Origin of the sequence: Nonomuraea corallina (genome assembly GCF_027620315.1) — a bacterium.
GTDB lineage: Bacteria > Actinomycetota > Actinomycetes > Streptosporangiales > Streptosporangiaceae > Nonomuraea > Nonomuraea corallina.
On the sequence record NZ_JAPNNL010000264.1, the window covers coordinates 1 to 6,586 of the forward strand.

Here is a 6,586-nt window from a genome sequence, read left to right on the forward strand (position 1 = left end):
CGCGCCGCCGACCGCGCACGTGGCCGGCCTGTACGCGTTCGTGTTCGCGCTGGTGGGCTACCTGGCGGGGCGGGGCGTGGGCAACCGGGTCGTCACCGTCGTGCTGTGCGTGCTGCTCGCGCCGCTGCTGGCGGCGGCGGTGAGCGGGCTGCTGTCCGACCCACGGGTCACGGTCACGACCCTCACCCAGCAGGTGCCGGTCACGGTGGCCTGCACGCTCGTCGTCGCCCCCGTGGTGGTCTGGCTGGCCTCGCGAGGGACGAGGGAGAGGTACGCGCTGTGAACCGCATGCGGACCCGGCTGCTCGTCGTGCAGGTCCTCGTGCTGCTGTTGCTCGCCGCGCTCGCCGTGCGGCTCTGGCAGGTGCAGGTCGTACGCGGCCCCGAGTTCGTCAACCGGGCCACCGAGACCCGCACCAGGACCGTCATCGTGCCCGCGGTGCGCGGGCAGATCCTCGACTCCTCGGGCCGCCCGCTGGTGCGCAACAAGTCCCGGCTGGTCGTCTCGGTCGACCGGACCCGATTGACGCGCATGAGCGACAGCGGGGCGAAGGTCCTGGGCCGGCTGTCGGAGGTGCTCAGCCGGCCTGTCGCCCAGTTGCAGAAGCGGATCACGCCGTGCGGTCCCGGCGTGCCCAAGCCGTGCTGGACCGGCTCCCCGTACCAGCCGGTGCCGCTCGACGAGAAGGTCGACACCCGCGAGGCGCTGCAGATCCTGGAGCAGCAGGAGATGTTCCCCGCCGTGTCGGCGGAGATCGAGGCCATCAGGGAGTACCCGCTGGGGGACGCCGGGGCGCAGATGCTCGGCTACCTGTCGCCGGTGACCGAGGCCGAGCTGGAGAAGCGGGTCGGGCTGAAGGCCACGTTCTCGGGGGTCGACCTGGCCGGGCGCGACGGCCTGGAGTACGTCTACGACCACGAGCTGCGCGGCAAGGCCGGCATCCGCAGGGTGCAGGTCGACCGGATGGGCAAGCCGCTCGGGGTGGAGAAGGAGGTGCCGTCCGTGCCCGGTCACCACCTGGTGACGAGCCTCGACGGGCGCATCCAGGCCATCACCGAGGCGGCGCTGCGCAGGGCGATGAAGGCCGCGCCGAGCGCCGACGGGGGCGCCGCCGTGGTGCTCGACGCGCGCACCTCCCGCGTTCTCGCGATGTCCAGCGCGCCCGGCTACAACCCGTCGGTGTGGGCGGGCGGCATCTCCGAGCGCACCTACCGCCACCTGCTGTCGGAGAAGTCCGGCAAGCCGCTGACGTCACGGGTGATCAACGGGCAGTTCGCGCCGGGCTCGACGTTCAAGGTGTCGTCCGTGGCCGCGATGCTGCGGGCCGGCTACCCGCTCAACGGCACCTACAGCTGCCCCGGCTCGGTCATGATCGGCGACCGTGCGTTCAACGGTTTCCGCGGCATCCCCCTGGGCACGCTCACCCTCCACACGGCGCTGGTGAAGTCGTGCGACACGATCTTCTACAAGGCCGCGTACGAGCAGTACCTGAAGGACGGCGGGCGGACGCCGAAGAAGCACGTCCAGGAGGTGTTCGCCAACACCGCCAGGAGGTTCGGCTTCGGCGCGCCCACCGGCGTCGACCTGCCGGGGGAGTCGGCCGGGCGGATCCCCGACCGCCGCTGGAAGAAGGAGACCTGGGCGCTGACCAGCGGCGAGAACTGCAAGCGGGCGCAGACCGGCTACCCCGAGGTCAAGGACGGCGCCCGGGCGGCGTTCCTCAAGCGGCTGGCGCACGAGAACTGCGCCGAGGGGTTCATCCTGCGGCCCGGCGACTCGGCCAACTTCAGCATCGGACAGGGCGACGTGCTGGTGACGCCGCTGCAGCTGGCTCGCGCGTACGCGGCGCTCGCCACCGACGGCAAGCTGCGCAGCCCGCGCATCGGCTGGGCGCTGGTGCGGCCGGACGGCAAGGTGGTCCAGACCGTGCCCGTGCCGGTCGTCGGCGAGCTGCCGGTGACGGACAAGGAGCGGCGCTACATCAAGAACGCGCTCAGCCAGGTCCCCTCCGACGGCACCGCGGCGGGAGCCTTCGCCGGGTTCCCCATGGACCGGTGGCCCGTCGGTGGCAAGACGGGTACGGCCGAGGTGTGGGGCAAGAAGGACACCTCCTGGTTCGCCTCGTTCGCGCCCACGCGCAACCCCCGGTTCGTCGTGGTCGTCATGGTCTCCCAGGGCGGTTTCGGCGCGTCGGCCGCCGCTCCCGCCGCCCGTGAGATCTACGAGGGCATCTTCGGCGTCAAGCGGCCCGCCGCGGCGCCGGACGGCAGGCCGGTGTCGGAGCTGCCGGTCTTCCGGCCCGACGGGACGGTGGTGCCGGGATGACCGGTGGCGCGATGGCGCCCGGGCGGCGCTCGTTCACCCGGCGCGTGTTCGGTCCCGAATCGGCGGTGTGGCGGCTGGACGTGGTGATGCTGGTCGCCGTCCTCGCGCTGGTCGTCATCGGCTCCCTGCTCGTCTGGTCGTCCACCCGTACGTGGGCGCCCGGGTCGACGGGGCTGCTGTGGAAACACCTGCTCAACCAGGTGATCGGGCTGGCGCTGTGCGGCGCGGTGGCCATGACGGACTACCGCGCGGTGCGGGCCTACGCGCCGATGGTGTTCCTGGTCTCGCTCATCGGCCTCGGCCTCGTGCTGAGCCCTCTGGGCGCCACCATCAACGGGTCCCACTCGTGGATCCTGCTCGGCGGCGGGTTCGCGGTGCAGCCGTCGGAGTTCGCCAAGGTCGGCCTGGTGCTGGTGACCGCGATGCTGCTGGCCCAGCCGGCGGAGGGCACCGACCGGCCGCGCGGGCTGGACGTGCTGCTGGCGCTGGTGGCCGCCGGGATCACGCTGGTGCTGGTGATGCTCCAGCCCGACCTCGGCACCGCGCTCGTGCTGGCCGCCGTCACCGCGGCGGCGCTGATCATCGCCGGGGTGCGCAAGCGGCTGATCGTGCTGCTCACGCTCGTCGGCGCCGCCGGGATCTTCTGCGTCTTCTTCTTCGAGATGCTGGAGCCGTACCAGGTGGCCCGGTTCACCGCGTTCGTCGACCCGAGCGTGGACCCGCGCGGCGTCGGCTACAACAGCACCCAGTCGCTCATCGCGATCGGCTCGGGTCAGCTGTTCGGCAAGGGGCTGCTGGGCGGCGGGCAGACCACCGGCAGGTTCGTGCCTGAGCAGCACACCGACTTCATCTTCACCGTGGCCGGCGAGGAGTTCGGCTTCCTCGGCTCGGTCACCGTCGTGGCGCTGCTGGGGCTGGTGCTGCTGCGCGGGCTGTGGATCGCGCGGCACTGCACCGACCGGTTCGGCACGCTGATGGCGGGCACGATCGTGTGCTGGTTCACCTTCCAGATGTTCGTGAACGTGGGCATGACGATCGGCATCATGCCCATCACCGGCCTGCCGCTGCCGTTCGTCTCCTACGGCGGCACCTCCACCTTCGCCAACCTCATCGGGGTCGGGCTGTTGCAGGCGATCCACGTGAGGCAGCGTGCGTTCGGCTGAACGCCCCCGCGCCGCTACCCTGGGTCGTATGCCTGCCGAGTCGATTTTCCCTCGCCTGGAACCGCTGCTGCCCAAGGTGCAGAAGCCGATCCAGTACGTCGGAGGTGAGCTCAACTCGACGGTCAAGGAGTGGGACTCCGCCGACGTGCGATGGGCTCTGATGTACCCCGACGCCTACGAGGTCGGGCTGCCCAACCAGGGCGTGGCCATCCTGTACGAGATCCTCAACGAGCTTCCCGCCACCCTGGCCGAGCGCACCTACGCCGTCTGGCCGGACCTGGAGGCGCTCATGCGCGCCGAGGGCGTGCCGCAGTTCACCGTCGACGCCCACCGGCCGGTGCGCGCGTTCGACGTGTTCGGCGTCTCGTTCTCGACCGAGCTCGGCTACACCAACATGCTGACCGCGCTCGACCTGGCAGGGATCCCGCTGGTCGCCGCCGAGCGCGGCGACGACGACCCGATCGTGCTCGCGGGCGGCCACGCCGCCTTCAACCCCGAGCCGATCGCCGACTTCCTCGACGCGGCCGTGCTCGGCGACGGCGAGCAGATCGCGATCGCCATCACCGAGGTCGTCCGCGAGTGGAAGGCCGAGGGCCGGCCCGGCGGGCGGGACGAGCTGCTCATGCGGCTGGCCGAGTCCGGCGGCGTCTACGTGCCCAAGTTCTACGACGTCGACTACCACCCCGACGGCCGCATCAAGCGGGTCGCGCCCAACCGGCCCGACGTGCCGTGGCGGGTCCACAAGCACACCGTGATGGACCTGGACGAGTGGCCCTACCCGAAGAAGCCGCTGGTGCCGCTGGCCGAGACGGTCCACGAGCGGTTCAGCGTGGAGATCTTCCGCGGCTGCACGCGCGGCTGCCGCTTCTGCCAGGCGGGCATGATCACCCGTCCGGTGCGGGAGCGGTCGATCACCACGATCGGCGCCATGGTCGAGCACGGCGTCAAGGAGTCCGGCTTCAACGAGGTCGGCCTGCTGTCGCTGTCGTCCGCCGACCACAGCGAGATCGGCGACCTGGCCAAGGGCCTGGCCGACCGCTACGAGGGCACCAACACCTCGCTGTCGCTGCCCTCGACCCGGGTCGACGCGTTCAACATCGACCTGGCCAACGAGTTCTCCCGCAACGGGCGGCGCTCCGGCCTCACCTTCGCCCCCGAGGGCGGCTCCGAGCGCATGCGCAAGGTGATCAACAAGATGGTCACCGAAGAGGACCTCATCCGCACCGTCACCGCCGCCTACTCCCAGGGCTGGCGGCAGGTGAAGCTCTACTTCATGTGCGGGCTGCCCACCGAGACCGACGAGGACGTGCTGGGCATCGCCGACCTGGCCAAGAAGGTCATCAAGGCGGGCCGCGAGGCCACCGGCTCGCGCGACATCCGCTGCACCGTCTCCATCGGCGGCTTCGTGCCCAAGCCGCACACCCCGTTCCAGTGGGCGGGCCAGGCCGACCACGAGACTGTCGACCGGCGGCTCAAGGCGCTGCGCGACGCGCTGCGTGGCGACAGGGAGTACGCCCGGGCCGTCGGCTTCCGCTACCACGACGGCAAGCCGTCCATCGTGGAGGGCCTGCTGTCGCGCGGCGACCGCCGGGTCGGCGCCGTCATCCGCGCGGTCTGGGAGGACGGCGGCCGCTTCGACGGCTGGAGCGAGCACTTCTCCTACGAGCGGTGGATGTCCGCCGCCGAGCGGGCCGGCGTCGACGTCGACTGGTACACCACGCGCGAGCGCGAGGAGAACGAGGTCCTGCCGTGGGACCACCTCGACGCCGGGCTCGACCGCGAGTGGCTGTGGCAGGACTGGCAGGAGGCGGTCTCCGGCGGCGAGGTCGAGGACTGCCGCTGGACCCCGTGCTACGACTGCGGCGTCTGCCCCACCATGGGCACCGAGATCCAGATCGGGCCGACGGGCCGCAAGCTCCTTCCCCTCACGGTCGTCTGACGACGCGCCGGGTGCGCAGCCGGTGTCTCGCCGTACATGAGCCTGTACGCGCGGGTGCGCGGGCGGCTTATCCTGAGAGAAGAAACTCTGACAAGGGAAGGACGACAAGGCTCTGAAACCTGTTCCCGACGGGCCACCGCCCGCGCCGACGGCACAGCGCCTGCGTGTGCGCTACGCCAAGCGTGGACGTCTGCGCTTCACCAGTCACCGCGACATCTCGCGGGCCGTCGAGCGTGCGGTCCGCCGTGCCGGCATTCCGGTGGCCTACAGCGCGGGCTTCTCGCCACATCCGAAGATCTCCTACGCGGGAGCGGCGCCGACAGGCGTCGCCAGCGAGGCCGAATACCTCGAGATCGGCGTCACGACGCCGTGCGACCCCCGGCAGGTCCAGATCGACCTGGACGGGTCGCTGCCGCCGGGCCTGGACGTGCTCGACGTCGTCGAGGCCGGCCCCGGGGCGCTGGCCGACCGCCTGGAGATCTCCGAGTGGGAGGTGCGACTGCCCGGTGCCGATCGCGAGCACGCCGACACGGCCGTGCAGAAGTTCCTCGCGGCCGGTCACGTGGAGGTCGAGCGCCTCACGAAGAAGGGGCTGCGCCGCTTCGACGCGCGCGAGGCCGTGCTGAGGCTCACGGTGCTGGAGGGAACAGACAGAACAGCAGCTCAGGTGCCCGGACAGTCGTGTGTCATACTGCGCATGGTTGTTCGGCACATGACGCCTGCCGTTCGACCCGACGATGTGCTCACAGGGCTGCGCCTTGTGGCCGACTTCGCGCCGCCGGTTCCCCCCGAGGTGACCAGGCTGGCGCAGGGGCCGCTCGACGTCAGCACCGGTGCGCTTGCCGACCCGCTCGACCTGGACCGCGACACGACGCGCGGCGGCGAGGCGGGACCGGCGGGTGAGCACGTCGCCGGTTAAGGGAAGCGCCCCACGGGGCGCGACCGGCAGACAGGACTTGGCGCCACGCCTCCGGGCGTGGCGGACAACGAGACACGAGAGCTCCCGTGCGGCGCGGCGACGCGCCCGGGGGCTGACGGGAGAGCGCCCGCATGCTCGACGAGAACGAGCCCAACGCCGGGGTCAACGACCCTGACGGGGAGACAACAGAACAGACCCGGGTGACCAGGCGCCGCGGCGCCGCCAAGCGGCCGGCGGGAC

4 protein-coding genes and 1 pseudogene are annotated in these 6,586 nt (G+C 71.3%); all 5 read left to right on the forward strand.

Features of this window, described 5'->3' with window-relative positions:
- A pseudogene (locus OUY22_RS34985) lies at positions 1 to 283 on the forward strand (rod shape-determining protein MreD); the annotation flags it as partial.
- Between the two features lie 5 nt (positions 284 to 288).
- The gene (mrdA, locus tag OUY22_RS34990; protein ID WP_270159604.1) at positions 289 to 2,325 is read left to right on the forward strand and encodes a penicillin-binding protein 2; all 2,037 of its coding nucleotides are present in this window, start codon (positions 289 to 291) and stop codon (positions 2,323 to 2,325) included.
- Positions 2,322 to 3,488 (forward strand): rod shape-determining protein RodA, encoded by a 1,167-nt coding sequence (gene rodA, locus OUY22_RS34995; protein ID WP_270159600.1) that lies wholly within the window; start codon positions 2,322 to 2,324, stop codon positions 3,486 to 3,488. The genes mrdA and rodA overlap by 4 nt, the downstream gene beginning before the upstream one ends.
- A 28-nt stretch (positions 3,489 to 3,516) precedes the next feature.
- Positions 3,517 to 5,427 carry a TIGR03960 family B12-binding radical SAM protein gene (locus OUY22_RS35000; RefSeq protein ID WP_270159602.1) on the forward strand — a complete coding sequence of 637 codons (1,911 nt, stop codon included), beginning with the start codon at positions 3,517 to 3,519 and terminating at the stop codon, positions 5,425 to 5,427.
- Positions 5,428 to 5,593: 166 nt separating this feature from the next.
- The gene (locus OUY22_RS35005) at positions 5,594 to 6,346 is read left to right on the forward strand and encodes a TIGR03936 family radical SAM-associated protein (RefSeq protein WP_270159603.1); all 753 of its coding nucleotides are present in this window, start codon (positions 5,594 to 5,596) and stop codon (positions 6,344 to 6,346) included.
- Positions 6,347 to 6,586 lie beyond the last annotated feature (240 nt).

Bases quoted from the DNA above. Each gene is read 5' to 3' on its own strand.
- OUY22_RS35000 (WP_270159602.1), top strand. From the start codon at position 3,517: ATGCCTGCCGAGTCGATTTTCCCTCGCCTGGAACCGCTGCTGCCCAAG.
- mrdA (WP_270159604.1), top strand. From the start codon at position 289: ATGCGGACCCGGCTGCTCGTCGTGCAGGTCCTCGTGCTGCTGTTGCTC.
- rodA (WP_270159600.1), top strand. From the start codon at position 2,322: ATGACCGGTGGCGCGATGGCGCCCGGGCGGCGCTCGTTCACCCGGCGC.